Below are 21,290 nucleotides of genomic sequence, written 5' to 3'. Positions count from 1 at the left end.
CCTGGCTCTGCAGCACTTCTGCTTCGTGTAACTTGTTAATGATCTCCTCTGCAGTATACCGCTTCCGACTCATGACCTTCCTCCTTTTTTGATGACTTCCAATATACTATATTGGATCATCTTTTGGGGGGCAGGTCAGTTTTCTATGTAATACATGTCGGTAAAATCTATCGTGTCGGGAATCGAAATTTGCACTGAGCTATCAGGCGTAAGAGTCATAATTGAGGCATAATTGAAATTCCAGCTGAGGAGTCTATTGGCATCCGCGCCAAACCGTGTTTCCCCTCCTATGTTGCCGATCGGATCGCCTCGGGTTCTCGTTGCCACCAGAGACAAGTCCGAGTATCTCCGTACTTCAAACCCACCCCAATCGGGAGTTACAACCGATATGAGCGTGCCGTCATCAGAACTTGTTATTGATGAGGAGTTCTTATTGGTTGACACAGATTGGATCAGCCGACTTACTGAATCAAAAGCAATAGTCAGGTACGAATAGGATGAGGTGTCGGTAGCTGTGAAACCACGGAACCTGTAGTAATATTGCCTGCTGTCGACAAGATTTGAATCATAAAAATAGTTGGAAGTGTCCTTAGAGTGTATCAATGAAAAAAGAGAATCGTTGAAGTTGGAACGTTCGACGATCACCGGCGAGGCGTATGATGAAGACCAGCTGATCTTCACCTTGGAGTTCGAGATTGATTGGACCGAGAAATTCCCAGGACCCCCAAAAGAATGATAGCCAGGCGGGCTCTCTTCATCGCCGAGCGGATTTTGAAGGCAGCCGGGGAGAAGGAAAATAACCGGCCACAAACAGCGTATGATTGTCCTGCACGTCATTGACGAAGCCTATTTGTGTTCTCTGTATATTGTTCCAATCTTTTCATAGAGTCGCGTACTGTCGCGCCGCAACCTGCAGCTGGTTCAGTCAGCGGAAGACTGGGTTAGGCGGCCGTTACTTGAGTTCAAACGTCACATACACTTGACTTACTATTGAAATTGTCTGGGCGAAAAATCCATATCCGATACTCGCATCCACAGCCACGACCTCGTTGGCTAAGACAGTATTGTAAGTTGAATTATTGAACGGCATCGCATAGCTACTCACACCATATAGCCTTTGTGGCGGTTGGCTCGGTTGACCTTCGTCAATCGAGATAACTCTTCCAAGGGTGACACCAAGTGTTTTTGCCAAGTCATCTGCCTTTTCTCTTGCCTTCAGGGCTGCTTCAACTCGGGCTTTCCTGCGAAGTGAGGGTTCATCTCTTAAAGAGAAGGTAACCTGTGAGACACTCTGTACCTCACACTCACTGATTGCAAATAGGATGGGTTCAAGTAGAGGCAAGCTGTCGATTGTTACCACGGTCGTAATCTGAGCCTGGAAGTCTCTGCTCGACGATAAAAATGCCTTGTCGCCGCGATTGTCTCCACTATAAAAGGAGGAAGTTGAAAGATTTCCTTCTTTGACCCCAAGTGATAGGAGTTTATTTGTGACAGTTTTTGTGCTCCTATCAGCGTTATCGACAGCTTGCCGAAGAGTTGGTCCAACGCCCTTGACTGAAAAGCTGAGGCTCGCTTGGTCAGCGAGCTGTTTTAATTCGACCCTCCCTTCGACAGCAATTTGATTTAGTCGTTGATCGGGTTGTTGGGCGAATAAAAGTTGTGTTACGGTAAGAAGGGTAATGATGAGAGGCTTGTTCATGGTAGTTTTCTCCTCGAAGAATAGGACGCCTGATGGACCGGGGCCAGCTGTGGCAGAAACCTTACTTAAGCAACATCAACTTCTTCGTATTCACATAACTCCCCGCACTAAGCCTGTAGAAATAAACTCCGCTCGACAAGCTCGAACCATCGAACTTCACACGATACGATCCCGGCTGTTTCTGGTCGTTGACAAGTGTGGCGATCTCCCTGCCGAGAATGTCATAGATTTTCAATGTCACCATCCCCGCCTTTGTAAGATCGTAAGAGATTGTTGTGGACGGATTGAATGGATTCGGATAGTTCTGAGAAAGTGAAAACCTGGATGGAACCTCATTCTTCATCAGTTTTACGTTTGTCAACTCCGACAGCGGCCGCGTCCAGGCGCCGTTGCCGGCCGTTCCTGCGATCAGGTTTGTGCCGGAGATGGCAAGTGCTTGGACGTCGGTGTTAACGAGGCCGCTGTTTACCGAATGCCAGCTTGTGCCGTAGTCCGTGGAAAGAAATACTCCGGAATTTGCACTTGCCGCGAAGATACTTGTGCCGAAGGCGGCAAGGGCTGAGATCCAAAAGTCTGCCAGGCCGTTATTGACGGCAGTCCAGTTTGCACCGTTGTCGATGGATCGGAAAACACCGCCGCCGAAACTGCCGGCGAATAAATGCGTGCCCGAGAAGGAAAAAGCACTGACCTCGTACATGCTCATCACGGCTGAATCAGCAGCATGCCAGTTTGCACCGTTGTCGGTGGAACGATAGATACCTTCTAAAGTCCCGGCGAACAGCGTCGCTCCCGATTTGGCGAGAACACTGACGGCGCAATTTTCCAGCCCAGTATTGTACTCGGTCCAGTTCGATCCGCTGTCGGTCGAAACAAAGACTCCGCCTCCTCCGACACCGGCAGTTCCCGCAAGGACATTAGTTCCGGCCACCGCAAGGGCTTCAACAAAGAGGTTTGTTAACCCGTTGTTCGAGGCCTTCCAGATCGTGCCGTTATTAGTGGACACAAAAATGCCGCTCTGAGTGGCAGCATAAAAATTCGAGCCGCTAACGGCGATCGAAGAAATATTCGTGTTTGTTAATCCTGAGTCGATCTGAATCCAGTCTGCACCGTTGTCAGTGGAAAGGCAGACACCGCTGGTCAGAGCAACGATGTCATCTGCCGAAACTGCAATACCCCGGACGCTTGTGAATATTAAACCGTTATTTATGGGATTCCAGCTGGTCCCATTGTTAGCGGAAAGGAAAACACCCCCTCCCAAAGTCCCGGCAAACAATTTCCCCGACGAATCTGGGCCAGCGAGAAGATTAAAAACGATGGAATTCGTTATGCCCGCACTTGCAGGGCTCCAGCTTGAGCCCATGTCAGTAGAACGAAAAACGCCGGCATTCGTCCCAGCGAAGACATTGCTCCCGGAAACGACAAGCGCCCGCGGGCTGTGGTTGAGCGGGAATGAGCTGGCCGGCGTCCAGCTCGTTCCGTTATTCGTGGAAAGAAAAACGCCGCCATTAGTCCCGGCGAAAAGATTTGTACCGGAGGCAACAAGGGCATAGACGTACATGTTACCCAGTCCGGAGTCGGCAGGAGACCAATTTGCGCCATTATCGCTGGAGCGATAAATACCACCCCCGTCGTTTCCCGTGAAGAGGTCCGCACCCGAGCTGGCAAGGCAGAGAATATCATCATCGAACATGCCATTGTTCACGGGGGTCCAGCTTGCCCCTTTGTCCGTTGACCGGAAGACACCGTAGGTGCCAGTGCCCGCAAAAATATTTCCGGCGTTAACTGCAAGCGCTCTAATGTAACGATCTGTCAATCCGGAACTGGCCGCTGTCCAGGTCGATCCATTGTTCGTTGAAACAAAGATACCGCTGTCGGTCCCGGCGAAGATCCTGTTGGATCCCACTGCGCCGGTGTCGGGAAGGAAGGTAAAGGCAAAGATATTCTTGGTCGTCAAGCCGGCGTTCGCCGCGTTCCAACTAGTACCGTTATCGGAAGAATGAAAGGCTCCGCCACTACCTATCCCCGCGAAAAGATCATTACCGGATAAACCAAGACACGAGACCACCCCTCCATCGGGCCCGTTCATTTGAATCCATTGGGCACGTGATTGACTTGCCGACGCAAGCAGGCAGCAAAGCATGATGAATGATCTAACATTTCCTCTCATGTGTTTCCCTTTCTGTCGGATGATGGAGCGCAGTGAGAGTAAGCTCATATATAGAGTCCTTATTCCAAGCCCGGGGTTACCGTGGATTTCGAAGCCCCTCATCCCAGTCTTCGGTTCCTGACAAGTGCAAGATTTTGTGCTTTGCTGACAGCGGAAATTACGAGCTGATCCATTGCCGGTATGCCAGATAAACTCTGATCTTCCCGCTGTATTCCCCCGTCAGAAACAGTTTTCCATCGGGGGTGAACTTGGTGGACATTACGTTGGTCGAGTAGCCGGTCAAAGTTCGGGCGACGCTTCCGTCGGAGAGGTTCCACACCGTGACGAAAGTGTTGAGCCCTCCTCCGGCAACATAACTCCCGGTCGGATCAAACGACACCCCATCGATATAATTGTTGCCGGGCGTGAAGGATCTCAAAAGAGTGCCGTTCATGTCCCAAAGTTTTAGCGAATGGTCGAGACTCCCTGTGGCCAACATAGTGCCGGAGGAATTGAACGCCATCGAGAGTATCCCCATTGTATGTCCATTGAGAGTTTCCAACAGGGCACCATCGGAGACTCTATAAATAAGAGCAGCGTTCGTTATTCCATCGTCGGCAGCAAGAAGCTCGCCGCTGTTGTTCAAGGCGATACAGTATGGTGCTCCCTGTTGTATGATAGTCCGCAACAACGTTCCGTCTTCCGTTGAACGAATAAGAATCCCCCCGCCTCCCGGAATTGAATACGACGTGCCATTCGGAGTTAAGTCGATCGAAAACACCGTCTGCGTAAATTCTCTGTAAGCCAGAACCTGGGCGGCGTCCGCCACCCGCCAGACATAAACCGTCGAATCATTGCTCCCCCGCGCGATGATGACCGATCCGTCGCGGGATATCGCGAGCGCTCCGATAATCTGGGTTTCAAATGATCCAAAATTTCGGATGAACGCCCCTGTTGTGAGGTCATATTGGCCGACGGTCCGACCTATGGCGCAAATGACGCTTTTACTGTCCGCTGGTACAACGAGCGCCGAGACATAGAGGGAACCAAGGGGGTCTCTTGGCGTAATAGTGAGGATCGGTGTATTATTGAAAGTAAATCGTTCGCGCTTAGGAATTGAGTACGATGAATAATTGAGAGAAGTAAAGGCCCGGATGCGGTAGGTATAATAGTCAAGGGTATCAACGGAAGCATCCGTCCACGAGCTGACCGAAGCGCCGACCCGCTGCACCTCGGTCCATTGCCCGCCGGAGATCTGGCGTTCGATCGCATAGCCTTTCGTGTAATCAGTGTTGTCGTTCCAACGAAGGATGAGCGAGTCACGGCTCGTGCTGGATATGGAAAGTCCGCCCGGCATGTTCAACCTCGGGAGTATTGTTGAAACAACGTTCGATGCGCTGCTGGTGTTGATCGTGCTGCGTGCTCTGACGCGGAAGTAATGCGTGGAATCGACCTTGAACGTATCGGAAATCGCTGCCGGGGATGCGTTCTTTCCGACGATGGCAAGCGCCGAGTATGTCATTCCGTTGGTGCTATGTTCAACGACGAAATCGACAGTGAACGCGGCATTATCCTGCCAGGACAACTTCACCTCCGTATCGCTGAGAGAGATAAGAACGAGATTGCTGGGCGCCGGAAAGACAATCGGGACGACGGCAGTGTTCGAAAAATTGCTCGCGAGGGTATCGCTGAGCGCACGGACACGGAAGGCAAGGCTGTCGCCGATCGAATATTTGCCGACGACAGAAGCTGTTGTGGTGTTCGCAGGAAGCTGCTGGAGCGAGGCAAAGGGGCTTCCATTGAGGCCTTCTTGAAGGTCGAACCCTGTTTCCCTGGAAGAATTGTCCTTCCATGTCAATGTGATCAGCGTATCGTTCACCATTCTCGCAGACAGGCTCGAGGGAGTAAAATGATACGCGATAATATGCCGCTGATCCGCGCTGATAAACGATCCGTCCTTAAAATATGCCTTTGCGTCTAATTCATGAATGCTCGCCTCCGGAAGTGTATCGGTTTGCCATACAAATTGGTAGGGGGGTGCAGTGAATATCTTGACGGTAGATCCGTCGATCGTCAATACAACGTTGTTAAGGGGTTGGTTCGATGTCACCTGAATCTGGATCGTTATGCTCTCGAGAGCCGCTGCACTGTCTTTGGGCTCGACGAAAGAGATCGTTCCTTTGGATTCCGGAGGGGCGGTCGGCGTTTCCTTGCGGCATGACAAATTCGCTAACAGTGCGAACGAAAGAACTGCTATTATAGAGGATTTCATTTTTTCGTGACTTAATATTGCCACCGTCTAACGTACCGCGGTTTAGCTGTCTACGACTCTGCGAGTCATAGACTCATCGAGCGGCGACGGGCAGCCAGTTCGGTTATTTCAAAAGCAAAAGTTTCTTTGCCTCGATATATGTTCCAGCCTGCAAACGATAAAAGTAAACCCCGCTTGCCAGGTTCGCCGCATTCCATCGCCGCGTGTAACTTCCTGCCGGCATTTCTTCGGAGACAATCGTTGAAACCTCTCTGCCTAAGAGGTCAAATACCCTGAGTGAGACCAATCCTTTCGAAGGCAAATCAAATGAAAAGGATGTCGAAGGGTTAAAAGGGTTTGGATAATTCTGCTCTAAGCTAAATGCGATTGGAATCCGACTCTTTTCGCTAACTTCTGTCAGCGGAATGGCATTCCCCGAAACTTTAATTGTATCAGGCGAATTTATCGCGTTACTTTGGACGATAATCAATGACGAATCTGCCCCAACCGCTGTCGGCGCATAGCGTAAGGTATCCAATATTGATTGTCCTGGAGCTATATTTAGTGAAGTGCTTATGACAGTAAATGAAACACGCGAAGAAACGATACTGATTACGCTGAGCGTATCATTACCCGTATTGGTGATCGTTATAGTTGTATCCTCATGTTGTCCTGTTTTTACGCTGCCAAAATTTATGCTCTGTATGTTGAACTCCAATTGGATGGGAGCAAGTATCTTTGAGAATTGTTCTTTCCATATCTCAAAACTGCCTCCGCCAAAAACGTAAATGCTGTCAGAGGCAAGCGAGCGAATATCGATGCTTGTATTCCCCTTACTAACGTCGGTCCACGCTCTTTTTCTTCTGTTAAACAGATAGATACCATCTCCGCCGGCAATAACGTTTGTATCCTTTACCTCAAAAGCAAAGATAAATGAATTCGATAAGCCATCGTTGATTGAAGTCCAATTTCTATTGTTGTTTGAACACATGAAAACTCCGGCTCCGGGAGCGCTAGCAAACAAAATGGTGTCACTGGCACAGAGAGCGGCAGCTTCAATATTAGGTGGGCCTGAGTTAATGGCCATCCAGCTCTTTCCTTTATCATTGGTCGTGAACACGCCCGCGTTCGTTGCAGCAAAAAGACTACTATCTTTGACAGCGAGAGCGGTAACAGCCGTATCCATGAGGGTGGAGTCGATGACGTTCCAGTTTGCTCCGTTGTCGGTCGATATAAAGATTCCGCCATCCAAAGACGCTGCATAAATATCAGTTTGATTAATGGCGATAGATGTTATATCACTCTTCATCAACCCATTATTCATGGCGTTCCAGTTTGTTCCGTTGTCAGTGGATAGGAAGATGCCTCCGCCCGAAGTTCCTGCGAAGAAATTTGATCCTTTGAAAGCAAGAGCTGAAACGTTGGTGTTCGTTAATCCTTTATTGGCCTCAGTCCAGCTTGTTCCGCTGTCCGTAGAGTGGAATATGCCGCCGATAGTTGCAACGAAGAGGTTGCCATTGCTTGCTGCGAGAGCTTGAAGAGCCGTATTCGTAAGATTTGTGTTTATAGCTTTCCAACTTGCCCCATTATTGACGGATAAAAAGATACCTCCAAAAGTGCCTGCGAAAAGGTTCGTGTCGACTACTGCGAGAGAGAATGTAGCTGCACCCGTCATACCATTGTTTACTTCCGTCCAAGACGTGCCTTCGTTTGTAGAAAGATAGACGCCCTCAGGCGTTCCCACAAAGAGGTTTGACCCCTTAATTGCTAGCGAAATGAATTTGGTATTTGCCGTCAAACTGTTCACTGCGGACCAGCTTTCCCCTTTATTAACAGAGAGAAAAGTCCTTTCATCATCCGTTCCAGCAAACAGAATCGTGTCGTTACCCGCAAGATAAATGATTTCTGTGGAGGGCAATCCATTACTGACGGAATTCCAGCTTGATCCGTTGTCCGACGAACGATAGACACCGCCTGAAAAACTTCCAACGAATAGGTTCGAATTGCCCACAACAAGAGAGGAGACCGTACCCAAGCCACCACCAATTTCAGTCCAGCTTGTACCTGTATCAGAGGAAATAGAAAGACCGCTGTTAACCGCATAGAGATTTGTCTCTCTCCCGCCAAGTAGGATCCAGGCAGCATTACCATTGGTTGAACCATTCTTGACCAGCGTCCAGCTTGTTCCATTGTCAGTAGAGCGGTAAATGTCACCGCTTGTGTTAGCAGAAAAGAGATTTGTACCAATCGTTGCAAGCGACCGTACTTGAAGTTTTGTCAAGCCAGTATTCACAGCGGACCAGGTAGTACCGTCATCGGTTGAACGAAAGACTCCGAGACCCATGCTCCCTGCAAACACATTCCCGTTTGTATTAGCGAAAGATCGAACGTATCCACTTTGTGGGAAATTCGTTTGTATCCATTGTGCGTGTGATGTGATGGTGTAAGTCGCGACCACTGTCGCAAAAAGGAAGGTTTTCTTTATACACATCATAACTCTTATCTCAGGAAAGATGCCGAGCAATGTTAATTGATATGTGTTTGTCAAGTATAGCTGAATCACGCGTTCCAACGTACCACGGCCAAAGCCGTTACTTCAACAACATCAGTTTCTTTGTCTGAACAAAGATTCCGGCACTAAGTCTATAAAAATACACCCCGCTCGATAAATTGCTTGCATTGAAAATAACCGAGTGTGTGCCAGCAGTCTGATTATCACTGACTAATGTTCCTACCTGCCGTCCAAGTTCATCATACACTCTCAATGTCACAAGACTATTTACAGGCGATTGATAAGTGATCACTGTCGATGGATTGAAGGGGTTTGGGTAGTTCTGATTTAATACGTAGCTGGCTGGTCTTTGATCTTTCGATTCTTGAACAGCAGTGACCATGTGAGATAGCGGATATTGGAATAATGAGCCATGATCGGTTCCGGCATAATAGCTCGACTCATCCTTTACCGTGAGGTTTTTCTCCATTTGTGAAGTGACCGATGTACCGACCGTTGCCGCCGTAATATTGTTGTCTAAGCTGTCCGGAAGCCTATCCCATGCTCCTTCTTCGTTAAGCCGAAAAACCCAGTTCCCTCTGGTAATGAAAATTTTCGCATCGATAATCGACAATGAAGAAATATTCCCCAGCCCGTCTGAAGGTGTTGTATCACTTGCGATGAAATTCCAGGTGCGGCCTTCGTCAGTAGATTTTAGAATGTCTGCCACGGGATAACCATTGCTTGAGAGCAGATATAAAGCCGTATCTGTGCCCGTGACCTGACCCACCGCGGCATTGAAGCTGCTGTCGAATGTCCAGGTATTGCCATGGTCCCTTGATATCCCCAATAAATCGACGGTGTTTTCATTTCCCAGTGCAAAAATGCATGAGTCATCGGCAAACAAATACTCAATAACGTGTAAATCAGAATGGCGGTTCGAAAAAACCTGCCAACTTTTTCCCGTATCAACGCTTGTATAGATTATAGCGCTGTTGAAATCTCCGGCGTACAGAGTAGAATCGTGTACGCATAAGGTGAGATAAAGGGCATTAGGCGCAATTCCGATATTTGATGGTGTCCAAGTGAATCCGCTGTCCGCAGAAAGGTAAATGCCGCTGCCGTCAACGCTAGCGAACAGTGCATTGTCGTAGTAAACAAGCGATACTATTTTTGAGCCCATGGATGGCAAGGGGGAAGGCAGGTGCGTCCATTGTGCATTTGCTGGTACTAAGATTAAAAGATAGACAGCTGCCAAAAAACATGCCTTCATGATGAATTCCTTTCAACGACAAAGGAGCTAATTGCGTTCTATTGCAGGGGCCGAACTCAAAAAACAATCCATCTGTTCTAACGTACCGTGGTTAATCTGAGGCAACGTGCAGCCAGTTCCATGTAGAATGTTGCGCGGCAGAGACGGACATTCGTTTGATTTTGCTTTCCTTCCCACGGCGCATTCGCCAACCGCTGGTTCCGTCAGCTTGAAAACCACCACATTGTCTAGCCGTTTCCAACAGGAACGGCCGGACGGATCTGGCGTTATGAATGTATTAGATTCTGACCTTACTATTGCACAGACAACTTTGAGCAATTTGTTTGTGACGTTGCTCTGCACGGGTCGCTTTGGCTTTTCCTCAGCTTCAGGGCGTGAGTAGAATCGTCGAAAAGCGGATCATGGGTGCTAATTAAAAGATACTGGGCTTTCCCACTGATTTTCGAGTTGATATTCCGATAATCCAGATGGCCCAGCAAGTATGAAGCGTCCATTGGGCAAACACAAAATCGAACTATAATCACTCTTAAGAATAGTAGAACTGACAACAATCCAGCCATCAACCTTTATTACAATTGGTACATATTCACCTAGAACAACTAAAAATTTGTTGTCAGGTGTTAAGTCTAACGAACTGATGAAATATGGAAAAGAGATTTCAGTGTTTGAGCCCCCCTCCACAAAAATATTAGCTGTCCCCCCGCACACAATCCGGATTCCGTCATTGAAAAACCTAAGCTGATAAGTTACCGCCGGCCAAAGATCTCCTCTAAGAGAGCCATTCAACGGATTCCACTCAAAAAACCCTACTCCTCCAGTTGCAATAGCTGCATGGTTTGATGAGAACGCGATCACATTATTCCCATATACTGTGCTGATAACGGAATCCTTTTTGATATCTGTTATACTTACAGATCCAGGAAGGTCAGGAATTGGTGGAACATGAACGGTTGCCCCCGAATATCCATCTGCCGCAATAAGCGAGCCGTCCGGACTAAACCGGACCGCATCGACGGGGTTAGATCTCTCCCATTCTCTATACAAAGATCCGTCGTTAAATCGGAAGATTTTTATGGAGCCTGTGTTCTGAGTAAGATCCATAAATCCTGCAGCCACGTATTGGTTTGACGTGCTGATATCAACGGACATCGCTGTTAGATTCGCATTGTGAAACTGCTTAAGGGTCTGCAAATCCGCATAATTAATGATAGTGATGTCTCCACCATTGTAATCAGTGAGGGCTATAAGCGAGTAATCCGTGGAAACAGCCATCTTACCGTAGTTGCCCGCAATTCCACGAACATAAATGGGCGTCGGCCAGAATCCAAGGTCAACTGAATTTGATGGATCGCTTATCTTAGTCCCTGCAAACAACCTTACGCGATAAACATATTCCTTCGTCGTGTCAGGCGAAATGTCCGTATATGAATGCAAAGTCGATGGCATCCGACCGATCTCGATGAATGAGCCATTTTTCTCGGCTCGTTCGATGATGAATCCATCGCCGAAGGCCACGTTATTAGTTAACGACAGAGATACAGATGTGCTGTTGACTGCAGGAGCGCTCGCTAACGAAGGTGCGACGATCGGAACGTAGACCGAAGCGCTGTCATAAGCGCTGTATACTCCATTTTCGAAAACAGCACGTATTCTATAATAGACCGTATCACCTTCGTATGTTATGGTTGTATCAATAAACGATACACTATGAGCTGGAGATGTTGCGATCAAAGCGAAGCTGTCAACTGCGCTTATCTTTCTTTCAATCGCAAAATATGATTCAGATTTTGAGTTGTCGCTCCATTGAAGTCGGCAGGAGGTCCGATTGACAAGCGCGGCTGTTAATTGGGATGGAGTGGGAGAAGAGATCCTTGTTCCAACAAAGGCAGATGGATCGCTAGAGTTCGATCCGGAGATCGTCCGAACGCACAAATATGCAGCACCGGTACCCGGGATGAGCTCGAATATTCTGGAAATTGTCGCTGATGAGGCCAACCCCTTAACTGTGTCAATCGGATAAATTGGTTGGACAGAACCATAAATGTCAACGTAATATCCTTCGCGATTGTATGAGATAACAGTCTGCATGTAAGGGATTTGGTTTTGCCCTGACACCGAGAAGTTATTCCTCCAACTTAATGAAATAAACGTATCGTTTACAGAATCTATTTTCAATTCGCTTGGAGGCGGAATCGTTACCCCGTGTTCGAATGGATTACGATATTCCACCGGTATGTCACATGACAAAGGGAATGCGGCACATATAAACAGGGTCATCAATTGCAGAGTTATCGATCGATGACTGAAGTTCATGTGATATTTTACGTATTTCGTAATCATTGTAATATCATTGTGCTAAGTTAAGTCCGAATAACCCAAACACCACAGAACACAACGCGACAGCACTTTTTGTGATCTTAAATTTATCCCCAAAAAGGCATTAATAAGAAAGTTCGAATGACCAGGAAACCGCAAAGCAGCCCAACGCTGCGAATGTACTGCCGGATGATATTTTATAGTATCGGCGATTTCTATCTGTTTGGTCATGCTTATCATGTGCCACATCCGAAGAAATTGCTTCATTATATTCATCCTCGTATTTCTTAACTCTAGTATAGAAATAATAAGAAGTAATGCCTGCAACAATGGAAATTCCTGCACTTATCCACATATATGATCTCCATTGCTCGCGTTTGTACCGTAGATACGCTAATGAAATCATCCCGATAGAAATACTATCATCATTTTTAATAAACCTGACTTTGTCAGCCAAATCTTTAAATCCTTCTTTGTGCAAAATCAGAACATAATCACCAAAAGACATTTGCATTGAAAGAGGAGCTTTCCAAATCCCCAGCGTATCAAGTTCAATCGGCCGAGTATCAAAGACCTCAAATGGATAAACTTTCGTCCTGCTCTTCTGAATGAGCATAATAGAAGCATCACTTGCTTCTGCTGGTCTGACTATGATATTAATCCTTCCTGAATCCATGCTAACAATGCCAGAGGATTGATTGCTATTCTTGATCATGCCTTTCGCACTTATAGAAAGCGAATCGTAAGCTTTGGTTGTATCCGCTTGAATTGCGTTTTGCGTAACGGCTTTTTGATTTGTGGGATTCATTGACGATGAGGTCTCGGCGAGGAGACATAAAAATAGCAGGTATATTTTCATTTTTCTTTTCCGGTTGAATAATGTTTCCGCCGCCTGTCGATCCAGAGCGCCCGCGAATCACGAAGTTTGAAACGATCCCTTCGGGAAATGCCTTTGGCAGGAGCGGAGGCAACTGAGCTGCTCACGACTGTGCGAGCCATGGACTCGCGGAGCGGCATCATGCAGCCAGTTCCATCTAGAATGTTGCGCGGAAGTGACGTTCATTTGTTTAAATTTGCCATCCTTACCACGGCGCATTCGCCAACGGCTGATTCCGTTAGTCCCGAAGGGATCCCGTCGGGAATTGAGCCGCCGGTGTCAATTCAATGGGTTGATTTTTATCCGCTCTTCGATCCCTTAACGCCAAGTGTCAAAAAGACAAATCGGGTGAAGGTACGATGTTGGGCCTTGACCGTGAAGCCGGCCTCACGAAAGAGTTGACTTGTCGCTGCAGGGCTCTTCACCGTGGAGTGTCGGAAAAGTGCGGCGAGCCAAGCCGGCATGGATATGTCTGCCAGGCAGAAGCAGCCTCCTGTGCGAAGGACGCGATGTACCTCTCGGAGAGCTGCAGGTTTGTCACTCCAATGATGAAATGAGATGCTGCTGAGAACGACGTCTACGGAAGAATCTGCCAGCGGCAGCGACTCTGCCGCGGCCAAATGAATCGTGGCAGATGGCAGCCGGCCCCGTGCGAGTTCGACCATACCTTCTGCCGGGTCAACGCCTAACAGCTGCGCTGACGGCCAAAGCGCGCTCGCCTTGTGCAGCAACTTCCCCGTTCCGCATCCCACGTCAAGAACGGCATTCGGTGCAGCGATTTCGTTGGCAACGGCCCCGAGCATTTCTGGGTGGAATCGGTCTGTGTATCGCTGAACCCATGAGGTATCGTAAGTTCGAGACCAGCGGTTGAAATGTTCAATATCCTTTGCATTGTCGTTTGTAGTCATTAATGAAGCCCTTCACTATTTAGTGGGCAGATGAAGATCAACGTCTCGGCCGCCTGACGTTCCGCGGCTAAGCTCTCTACGACCCTGCGAGTCATAGACTCGTAGAGCGGCAACGTGCAGCCAGTTCCGTGTAGAATGTTGCGCGGACGAGACGGTGTTCATTTTAATTTCTTTTATCTTTGCGCGGCCCATTCGCCGACAGCTGTTCTCGTTAGTCACGAAGGGATGCCGTTGTGACGTGAGCCTCTTCTTAAGCGGGCACACTTAAAAGTAAGCGTTGAGGCCGAACGCCACCCCTTGACCGCTGAACGTCCACCCGGTGGTAGAGCCCGCATTACTTGACCGAGTATTGATAGCGTTGGGGTAGGTGGCGCTGCTGCTCTGGCCGCTGGAGTTCGAGCCCCAATGGTATTGGATCCCTTCGGTATAGTCAGCATGGAGTGAGAGCCAAGAAAGAGCGGGCCATTCAACGCCGGCGGCTATCGCCACACCCGCTCCCCATTGAGTGGAACTGGAATTGTAGCTCGTTGTTGACCAATAGCCTATTGTGCTCCCGGTGTCGTAGTAACTGTAGAGGTTGTTGTATAGTTGCGACGATCGTGAATATGAGTAGGAGAGGTACGGACCCGTGCCACCGTAAAACACAAGAGGCCCTCCCGGGCGCCCGTACCAGAGATACTGGATGACAAAAGAAATATTTACAGACTTTGAGGAACTGTTTCCGGGCATGTTCGAGGCACTGGTGTCGTGCACGGCTCCGGCGTATAGACTTGTGCCGTCGCTTGTGCTGCCGCTCAGAGTGATTCCGCCGCGGACGGCATTTGCCTCTGAGATGCGATACAGGAGGCCGACCGTTGATCCCTGAAATGAAGTCAGAGTGAAGTTGCTCCCGATCCCGAGCTGGAAGGCCCAAGACCTGCTATGCGAGTTTGTCGAATCAGCAGATTGAGCATCGACGGTTTTGGGAATAGTCATAGATATGAGGAAGAAAGCGAGAATGCAACGCCTGGATATTTTCATTGTGAATCTCCGTAGTATGATCATTATGCCGGCCTCATGTGCCGCGGCGATTTCCCTCGGCCTGAGCTGCCCACTGGTCGGAACGCGCTCTTGGAATCAACAGATGGAGTTACGCTTTATTGAGAAAGACGAGCATTGCGATCATACCAAGTATATTGAGCGAACAATGCGTGACAATGCCGATGACAATATTGCGCTTCCACCATACGACATACACAAGAGGCAGAAGAGCTAATATTCTCGTTGCATTTTGCCAAGGAGAAAATAAGTGGTAAAGGGAAAAAAGGACAACGTTCAATAGTGGAGCCCACCGGCCCGTTTGTCCTAATCTGGGCAATAAGTAACCCCTAAAATACAATTCTTCAACAATCGGACCGACAAGTCCATTAAATACAAAGCCCAAGATTATAGTGAGTATGAGAACGGTTTTTGAGTATTGGCCCGCATTCTGTGTAAAACCATTAGCGAAGAACCACTTTGGAAGCCATGTAAAAAAATTATCGATAAAGAAATGGTCTATCTTCGGCGAAATTACAGCAAAACAAAAAATAGTCCAGAGAAGGAGAAGCGGAATAAACACAAAGAACTGCCAGAGAGGGATCTTCTCGTGAAACAGGATGATTCCTTTTAATGAGAACCGGCCGTTGAGTTTCTTGCCTAAGAGGAGGAGATATCCAAGCTCGAAGGGGACAAGGACGAGAGCGATCGCGGCAAAGAGGACAAGAGTCGACGAAAGACCAAATTGATTCGCAAGCGGAGCGAACAGTATAAGAAATAATAGTATGAGAATACCTGGAATGAGCGAAAGAACGATAGTGCGGAGGAGGGAATGATGGTCCACAGGGCCTACGGTTTCCATATGAAATTCCTTTTGTCGAAGCCTGATTTTCATGTTTCGATTGCGAGTGTGTATTTCTGGACCCGGGGGATTTGGTGGTATCAAGGATTGTCCGGCAGGGCCCCCTCGCGGAATATTCGGTGCAAAACTACTGCTAATCGGTTGCAAATGCAAACTGGGTCTTTACTTCAATAGTATCAGCTTTTTCGTCTGAACAAAACTTCCGGCGCTAAGTCTGTAGAAATATGCTCCGCTCGCTAACGTGCCTGCATCAAAAATAACTGAATGAGAACCTGCAGTCTGACGTTCGTTGACTAATGTTCGGACGACCCGGCCCAGTTCGTCGTACACTTTCAATGTCACAAGAGTATTCACAGGTAATTGGTAACTGATCACGGTCGAAGGATTGAAGGGGTTCGGATAGTTCTGTCCGAGGTAAAACTCTTTTGGAACAACATCTTTTCCATTTTGGACAAAAACGCCTTCTGCGAGAGGACGGGCCCACAGCCCCCCTTTTGTTGCCGCGATGAGAAATAGATCGTTGCCGAGCACTGTAAGAGATTGAATATTCAAAGCGTCGCCGCTTAAGCCATAGCTGGCGGATGACCAACTTGCCCCCAGGTTTGTCGACGAAAATATGCCGCTTGTTGTTCCGGCAAGCAGTTCACTATTGTTTGTTATCAAGCTTATTGCATTTCCACCGCTATCGATCGGCAAACCATTATTGACGGATGACCAACTGCTGCCATGATTACTTGACCAGTAAATCCCGTTCAATGTGCAAGCGAACAGGTTGTTTCGAACTGTATTGAAGCCGTAGACTTCTAACGATGAGGGTAAGCCCGAATCAATCGCAGCCCAACTCAAACCCGAATTTGTCGATCGGAAAGCCCCATGCAGACCTCCTGCAAAAAGATCATTGCCAATTTTCGCCAGAGCGAAAACCGCGGTGTCTTTATTCCAGATTCCTTTCCATGAGGCTCCGTTATTTGCCGAGAGAGCAATTCCTCCAAATTCGCCAACTGAAAAGCGATTGTCTCCCCAGCCGACAAATAATGTGTCGTCATCTTTTATGAGAGTATTCGGGGATATTAGATTTGAATCAGGTTCACTCCAATTAGTGCCGTCGTTTGAGGAGAAAAACAGGCTGTTTCCCAGCGCATAGACAGAGTCGCCATACGATTCTAAAGAAAAGATATTTCCAGAACTCAAAACGGAGTCCAGAACCCAGGAGCTTCCTGTATTGTATGATCGATAAATATTATAAATCGTTCCGTTGTAATAGTTGCTTGCTGCACCGATAAAGAGATTATTTCCATTCGAAGCTACTAACCCTACGTTGACTGTCCCAGGAAATTCGGTGAAAAGAGGTACCCATGCTATCGGATCCTCAGATGAAGAATAATATATGCCCGAAGAAAAAACAGCCGCGAATAAGATGCCCCCAGTACTTCTGATCGAAGTAACATAAGCTTCAGCCGGCATACCTGCGTTGACATGAGTCCAAGGACCCCCGTTACCTGGCATGCGATAGATGCCGTCGTTTTCAGTCCCAGCATAAATATAAGTTCCGACCTTCGCGAGCGAACAGATAGGGAAAAAATTTCCATTGTTCATTTTATTCAAACCTGCTGTATCAGGCAGCCACGTGCTTCCATTATCTGAGGATTGATAGACACCCAAACCGGCGATTCCGGCATAGATATTTTCTCCGTCAACAAGTAATTTGTTGACCTGAAGAACGTAACCGGTCGGATTTGCGGGCATCCCATTATTGATCGCGCTCCAACTATTCCCATGGTCTGTTGAAAGATAGACACCTTTGCCTGAAGTCCCCGCAAACAACAAACCATTCGAAACTGCTAAAGAATAAACAGGCCAATATGCAGAGTCGCCGGTCGACGGATACCACTGATCGCCGCCGTTCGAGGACCGGTAGACGCCAAAATCCGTCGCGGCGAAGAGAAAATTGCCAGACTGAACCATCGAATAGACATTCATCCAGGATGCAATAGGCAGTCCATTATTTTTTACTGCCCAAGATACTCCCATATCCGTCGAACGGAAAATGCCCTCCTCGGCCATTGCGAAAATAGTATCTCCGGCGGTCAGAAAATCATAGGTGCAATAGAGATACGAAATTCCAGAATCACTTCTTGCCCAATTCACGCCGTTATTTGTTGAACGATAGATCGTGCCGCGGTACATTCCAGCCCACAGGGTATCTCCTATTGCTAAAAGTGCATTCGGTGAGAGCGGGATTTGTATCTGAGGAGGAACTAATTGTGTCCATTGTGCTGACACCGATTCTACGAGGCACAGAGCCAATATAACTATGACGAAAACTCTCGCTTTCATTGTACCCTCCGCGCTTGGCAACAAAATACAAAAACCCTCATCATCGCCGTCGCGAATCCGAGGGTTTAGGTCTGATATTATTTTCTGCCCCGTTTTCCCCCGGGTAAGCTTAATGCGCAAAAGTACACTTATTCAGTGGGACAATCAAGGTAAAAAAAAGAGACGTCGCCGGCTCGTTCATGTTCTAATAGATCCCAACCGACCGAATTACGTTTTCGTGATGAAGAGACTCAACTCGATCGCTCTGGCCTCTTCGGCACCGAATCCGACGGAGGGACATAATGGCGCGGCGCGTCAGACGATGCTTCTACTCTGGTAAAACCGGTGAGACAGGAAAAAACCAAGGATCGGTCTCACCACGGAACAACGCGGCCGAGATAATCAAGGTATTGCAGCCCAGGCTTGCCGTGCTGGGCGTTAATTGTTGCCACCAAATTCGGTATGCTCTCGCCGATGCTCAATCGGGCCTCGGGCCCGCCCATATCCGTTCGTACCCAACCTGGCGCCATCGCAAGCAGAGCGCGGCGGTCGTTGGCATGACGCGCGGCAAAACTCCGCATGAACATGTTCAAGGCCGCTTTGCTCCCTCGATAGACTTCGTAGTTTCCGTTGGTGTTGTTCGTGACGCTTCCTTGTCCCGAAGACATGACGCCGATAGTCCCTGTCGGACTTACCAAGACGTGCAGAGTTTCGATCGTCCGCATCGGGCTCAAAGCGTTGGTCACCATCACCCGGATGAATTCGTCGGTCGAAACATCGGCGATCGTCTCGGCGTCGTTGTTCTTGACCCCCGCGTTGACGAACAAAAGGTCGAACATTCTCTCCGCTAAACGATCTCGCAGCGCGATGACCTGAGAGGGGACGTTGATGTCGACGGTTTCAATTTCCAGACGGTCTCCTGCCGATTCAGCCAGCCTATGCAACGGCGTACCGGATCGCGTCCGGGTCGTCGCGACGACGCTCCAGCCCAGCTTTATGTATTCCTCAGCCATCGCGCAGCCAAGGCCTCTAGATGCGCCGATGAGGAGCAAGCTCTTTTCTTCAAGGGAAGGTTTCAAAGCAGTCACCTTTTCTCATGTCGATCTGTGTAGGGATTCTTTGTCGCTGCATTCTCAAAATTCTGTTCGATTATTTCTATTTTTCATACTCTGATTGTCCGGGATGACCATCAAGCAGGAGAAGTCAGATGATCTTTCACGAAATGGGCGCATTTTATCGTTCCCATATCTCTCTCATTAAGTATAAATAGAAACTATTCTTGAGTATGGTATGAATCAACCGGCGCTCGCGATGAAAGAAGGTTATCGATGCCGCCTGTGGAATACCTTCACCTGCGAGAAGTCCGCCCGGTTGAACCGCTGAACGCACAGCAAAAAGAAGAGCATTCCTATCAGAACGACCAATGTCAGTGCGATATGCGGCGTCACGATGAAGCCGCCGATATCGAATGCAATGCCGTTATGCAGCATCGCTGCTTCTGTCATTCCGTCCGTTTCCAGCGCGATAGAACGGAATGCCGACGTGGTGTAGGTGAGCGGATTAAGATAGATGAGGGGAAGGAGAAAGCTCGGCAGCACCGTGGTTGGTATGTACGCTCCGGAGAGAAATGTCAACGGCATGGCGATGACCGAGATCATTACCTGAAACGTTGAGGAATTCTTCGACAACGTCGCCAGGTACAATCCGATCGATGCAAAGGTGACGCCGACAACCGCCATCACGGCTCCCATCTGGACAAAATGGAATAGGTCGAGCTTCAGTCCTATAAAAAGGCCGATGATAACGATGAGCATTCCCTGCAGGACGGAAATCACCGTTGCAGACGCGATCTGTCCCAAAGAGATCTGCCATCGCGCAATAGGCGCGACCATAATTTCCTTCATAAAACCGCTGGCAACATCTTCAATAATATTCATGGAATTATTCAGGGCCGACTGAAAGACCGTCATGATAATGATGCCCGAGATGAGATAATTCATCGGAGCGGCGATACCGGTTGCCGCCGCTTTCATGACAAACGAAAAAATGAAGAGGAAGAATCCGGACATAAAGAGCGTAAAGAAGAACCGCATTTTGTCCCGGCTGAATGCCGTCAGATTTCGGAGGAGGATCGCTTTAATGGCGCGCATTATTTCCGGATCTCCTTTCCGGTGATGGCGATGAAGACGTCATTCAATGTTCCTTTGTGGACTTCAAAATCAATGATGGAATCCTTCCGCTGTGAAAGCATCTCCAGCGTCATGGCGATACTCCCGGACCGCACCATGAAAAGATTCTCCTTCTCGCTGTACGGGATCTCATTTTTTCCGAGATATTCCCGCAGCCCGACAGCGTCCGACGTTTTGATTTTCACGACGTCCGATGTATGCATGTGCTTTAACTGCGACGGCGTGTTGAAGGCGACGATTTTTCCATGGTCAATGATGGCAACTTTGTCGCAGATCTCCGCCTCGTCCATATAGTGCGTCGTCATGAAGATGGTCATGTTCTTCTGCTTCTGCACCGTGCAGATGTAGTCCCATATATTTGCGCGCGTCTGCGGGTCAAGTCCGGTTGTCGGTTCATCCAGAAAAAGCACTTTGGGGAAATGCACCAACCCCCGCGCAATTTCCACCCGCCGCTTCATGCCGCCGGAAAGGCTCTTCACCATCGCCTTTTGCCAATCCAGAAGACCGACCAGGTCAAGAGCAAAACCGATGCGCTCCCGGATCTCCGCTTCGGGGACCATGTAGAATTCACAGTGCAGAGCCAGGTTTTCTTGCACCGTCAGGTTATTATCGAGGATCGATTCCTGAAAGACAATGCCGATGTCCCTGCGGACCTTTGCCTGATCGGCATTGACATCGTGTCCGGCAATTTTCAGCACACCGCTTGTTTTCTCCAGAATGGTGCACAGCGTGCTGATGGTCGTCGTTTTTCCCGCCCCGTTCGGTCCCAGAAAAGCAAAGACGGATCCTTCGTCCACATCGAAGGAGATATTGTCGACCGCCACTTGATCGCCGTAGGTTTTTGTGAAATTGTGGACTTCAATGATTTTTGACACGATGCCCGTTTCTCCGATTTTTATTTGCGGGGGTGTAGATCATTTGATGCGAACACTGCGTCGAAGGATG

General features: G+C 48.4%; 14 protein-coding genes. All 14 read right to left on the bottom strand.

The window, feature by feature from the left end:
- Positions 1-952 precede the first annotated feature (952 nt).
- The 14 genes from VMF88_00505 to VMF88_00440 all read right to left on the bottom strand — a co-directional run bounded on the left by VMF88_00505 (position 953) and on the right by VMF88_00440 (position 21,220).
- Positions 953-1,699: an SIMPL domain-containing protein gene (locus VMF88_00505; GenBank protein HTY09524.1), complete on the bottom strand. Its 747-nt coding sequence runs from the start codon at positions 1,697-1,699 to the stop codon at positions 953-955.
- 61 nt (positions 1,700-1,760) lie between these two features.
- A complete protein-coding gene (locus tag VMF88_00500; protein ID HTY09523.1) occupies positions 1,761-3,785 on the bottom strand; it encodes a T9SS type A sorting domain-containing protein in 2,025 nt (674 codons plus the stop codon).
- 238 nt (positions 3,786-4,023) lie between these two features.
- Entirely contained in the window at positions 4,024-6,117 is a 2,094-nt protein-coding gene (locus tag VMF88_00495; protein ID HTY09522.1) for an Ig-like domain-containing protein, read from the bottom strand.
- A 103-nt stretch (positions 6,118-6,220) separates the two neighbouring features.
- A complete protein-coding gene (locus tag VMF88_00490) occupies positions 6,221-8,620 on the bottom strand; it encodes a T9SS type A sorting domain-containing protein (GenBank protein HTY09521.1) in 2,400 nt (799 codons plus the stop codon).
- Positions 8,621-8,687: 67 nt separating this feature from the next.
- Positions 8,688-9,860, bottom strand: coding sequence for a T9SS type A sorting domain-containing protein (locus VMF88_00485; protein HTY09520.1), 1,173 nt, complete (start codon positions 9,858-9,860; stop codon positions 8,688-8,690).
- Positions 9,861-10,268: 408 nt separating this feature from the next.
- The gene (locus VMF88_00480) at positions 10,269-11,948 is read right to left on the bottom strand and encodes a hypothetical protein (GenBank protein HTY09519.1); all 1,680 of its coding nucleotides are present in this window, start codon (positions 11,946-11,948) and stop codon (positions 10,269-10,271) included.
- 352 nt (positions 11,949-12,300) lie between these two features.
- Positions 12,301-12,984, bottom strand: a complete 684-nt coding sequence (locus VMF88_00475) for a hypothetical protein (protein HTY09518.1) — start codon at positions 12,982-12,984, stop codon at positions 12,301-12,303.
- Between the two features lie 368 nt (positions 12,985-13,352).
- Positions 13,353-13,961, bottom strand: a complete 609-nt coding sequence (locus VMF88_00470; protein ID HTY09517.1) for a class I SAM-dependent methyltransferase — start codon at positions 13,959-13,961, stop codon at positions 13,353-13,355.
- Between the two features lie 264 nt (positions 13,962-14,225).
- On the bottom strand, positions 14,226-14,936 hold the full coding sequence (locus VMF88_00465) for a hypothetical protein (GenBank protein ID HTY09516.1): 711 nt from the start codon (positions 14,934-14,936) through the stop codon (positions 14,226-14,228).
- Positions 14,937-15,090: 154 nt separating this feature from the next.
- Positions 15,091-15,840, bottom strand: a complete 750-nt coding sequence (locus tag VMF88_00460) for a CPBP family intramembrane glutamic endopeptidase (protein HTY09515.1) — start codon at positions 15,838-15,840, stop codon at positions 15,091-15,093.
- A gap of 162 nt (positions 15,841-16,002) precedes the next feature.
- Positions 16,003-18,177 carry a T9SS type A sorting domain-containing protein gene (locus VMF88_00455; protein HTY09514.1) on the bottom strand — a complete coding sequence of 725 codons (2,175 nt, stop codon included), beginning with the start codon at positions 18,175-18,177 and terminating at the stop codon, positions 16,003-16,005.
- A gap of 353 nt (positions 18,178-18,530) precedes the next feature.
- A complete protein-coding gene (locus VMF88_00450; GenBank protein ID HTY09513.1) occupies positions 18,531-19,235 on the bottom strand; it encodes an SDR family NAD(P)-dependent oxidoreductase in 705 nt (234 codons plus the stop codon).
- A gap of 243 nt (positions 19,236-19,478) precedes the next feature.
- Positions 19,479-20,306 carry an ABC transporter permease gene (locus VMF88_00445; protein ID HTY09512.1) on the bottom strand — a complete coding sequence of 276 codons (828 nt, stop codon included), beginning with the start codon at positions 20,304-20,306 and terminating at the stop codon, positions 19,479-19,481.
- Positions 20,306-21,220, bottom strand: a complete 915-nt coding sequence (locus VMF88_00440) for an ATP-binding cassette domain-containing protein (GenBank protein ID HTY09511.1) — start codon at positions 21,218-21,220, stop codon at positions 20,306-20,308. Before VMF88_00440 ends, VMF88_00445 begins: the two co-directional genes overlap by 1 nt.
- Between the last annotated feature and the right edge of the window lie 70 nt (positions 21,221-21,290).

It is taken from the genome of Bacteroidota bacterium (genome assembly GCA_035506275.1).
In the GTDB taxonomy this organism is placed as follows: domain Bacteria; phylum Bacteroidota; class Ignavibacteria; order UBA10030; family UBA8401; genus JAGVPT01.
Note: the sequence above shows the minus strand (reverse complement) of the source record. Positions and strands in the feature narration are given on the sequence as shown.